This is a genomic window from Streptococcus oralis (genome assembly GCF_001578945.1).
GTDB lineage: Bacteria > Bacillota > Bacilli > Lactobacillales > Streptococcaceae > Streptococcus > Streptococcus oralis_Q.
The window spans coordinates 147678-149659 of record NZ_KQ969552.1 but is presented as its reverse complement, the minus strand read 5'-3'; the positions used below and the strand labels follow the sequence as shown (position 1 = coordinate 149659).

3 protein-coding genes are annotated in these 1982 nt (G+C 43.9%); all 3 read left to right on the top strand.

Annotated elements, in window-relative coordinates; genetic code table 11:
• Positions 1-60 precede the first annotated feature (60 nt).
• Positions 61-441: a RidA family protein gene (locus tag SORDD16_RS06125; RefSeq protein WP_001140420.1), complete on the top strand. Its 381-nt coding sequence runs from the start codon at positions 61-63 to the stop codon at positions 439-441.
• A gap of 51 nt (positions 442-492) precedes the next feature.
• Positions 493-1383, top strand: a complete 891-nt coding sequence (gene rapZ, locus SORDD16_RS06120; protein WP_000163039.1) for an RNase adapter RapZ — start codon at positions 493-495, stop codon at positions 1381-1383.
• Positions 1380-1982 (top strand): uridine diphosphate-N-acetylglucosamine-binding protein YvcK (gene yvcK, locus SORDD16_RS10695; protein ID WP_128973485.1); only part of this gene is annotated, 603 nt, incomplete at its 3' end. The genes rapZ and yvcK, both read left to right, overlap by 4 nt.

Here is a 1982-nt window from a genome sequence, read left to right as displayed (position 1 = left end):
AGCAAGGCAGGGATGGATCAGGCTTGGGATGCAATATTAGAAAAATTGTGAGGGAAAGAAATGGCAAAAACAATTCATACAGACAAAGCTCCAAAAGCAATCGGACCTTATGTTCAAGGGAAAATCGTTGGCAATCTTTTGTTTGCGAGCGGTCAAGTTCCTCTTTCACCTGAAACTGGAGAAATTGTAGGAGAGACTATCCAAGAACAGACAGAACAAGTCTTGAAAAATATCGGTGCTATTTTGGCTGAAGCAGGAACAGACTTTGACCATGTTGTCAAAACAACTTGCTTCTTGAGTGATATGAATGACTTTGTTCCTTTTAACGAGGTCTACCAAACTGCCTTTAAAGAGGAGTTCCCAGCTCGTTCAGCTGTAGAGGTTGCACGTCTTCCTCGTGATGTAAAAGTCGAAATTGAAGTGATCGCAGAGATTGGATAAGCTAGTTGAAGTTTGGCTCTGCCAAACTTTTTTTGATATAAGGAGAGATAGATGACAAAGAAACAACTTCACCTGGTAATTGTGACAGGGATGAGTGGCGCAGGGAAAACGGTAGCCATTCAGTCCTTCGAGGATTTGGGATATTTTACCATTGACAATATGCCGCCAGCCCTCTTGCCAAAGTTTTTGCAGTTGGTAGAGACCAAGGATGATGACCACAAATTGGCCTTGGTTGTGGATATGCGTAGCCGTTCCTTTTTTTCAGAGATTCAGGCCGTTTTGGATGAATTGGAAAATCAAGATGATTTGGATTTCAAAATTCTCTTTCTAGACGCAGCAGATAAGGAATTGGTGGCACGCTATAAGGAAACTAGAAGAAGTCACCCTCTAGCAGCAGATGGTCGGATTTTAGATGGCATCAAGCTGGAACGCGAACTCTTGGCACCTTTGAAAAATATGAGTCAAAATGTGGTGGATACGACAGAGTTAACTCCGCGTGAACTTCGTAAAACCATTGCAGAGCAATTTTCAGACCAAGAACAAGCCCAGTCTTTCCGTATCGAAGTCATGTCTTTTGGCTTCAAGTATGGTATCCCTATTGATGCAGACTTGGTTTTTGATGTCCGTTTCTTGCCAAATCCATACTACCTCCCTGAACTCCGCAATCAGACAGGTGAGGATCAAGCAGTTTATGACTATGTGATGAATCATGAAGAGTCTGAAAGTTTCTATCAGCACTTACTCGCCTTGATTGAGCCCATTTTGCCAAGTTACAAAAAAGAAGGTAAGTCCGTTCTAACCATTGCAGTCGGATGTACAGGTGGACAACACCGTAGTGTTGCCTTTGCAAAACGAATCGCTGAGGACCTTGCTAAAAACTGGCCTGTCAATGAAAGCCATCGTGACAAAGACAGAAGAAAGGAAACGGTAAACCGTTCATGAGAAAACCAAAGATAACGGTAATTGGTGGAGGAACAGGTATCCCCGTCATTTTGAAAAGCTTGCGAGAAAAGGATGTTGATATCGCAGCCATCGTAACGGTGGCAGATGATGGTGGTTCTTCAGGTGAGCTAAGAAAGAATATCCAACAATTGACACCGCCAGGCGATCTTCGCAATGTCCTGGTAGCCATGTCGGATATGCCTAAGTTTTATGAGAAGGTTTTTCAGTACCGTTTCTCAGAAGAGGCTGGAGCTTTTGCGGGTCATCCACTGGGGAATCTCATCATTGCTGGCCTGTCAGAAATGCAGGGTTCGACCTATAATGCCATGCAGCTGCTAAGTCTCTTTTTCCACACAACAGGAAAAATCTACCCCTCAAGCGATCAGCCTTTGACACTGCATGCAGTCTTTAAAGATGGTTCTGAGGTGGCAGGTGAGAGCCACATTGCAGATCATCCGGGCATGATTGACCATGTCTATGTGACCAATACCTTGGATGATGAAACACCGCAAGCCAGCCGTCGAGTAGTCAATACTATTCTTGAGAGTGATATGATCGTCTTGGGGCCTGGTTCCCTCTTTACATCGATTTTACCGAAT

Excerpts from the sequence above, each read along its gene's own strand:
- SORDD16_RS06125 (WP_001140420.1), top strand. The coding sequence starts at position 61 with ATGGCAAAAACAATTCATACAGACAAAGCTCCAAAAGCAATCGGACCT.
- rapZ (WP_000163039.1), top strand. The coding sequence starts at position 493 with ATGACAAAGAAACAACTTCACCTGGTAATTGTGACAGGGATGAGTGGC.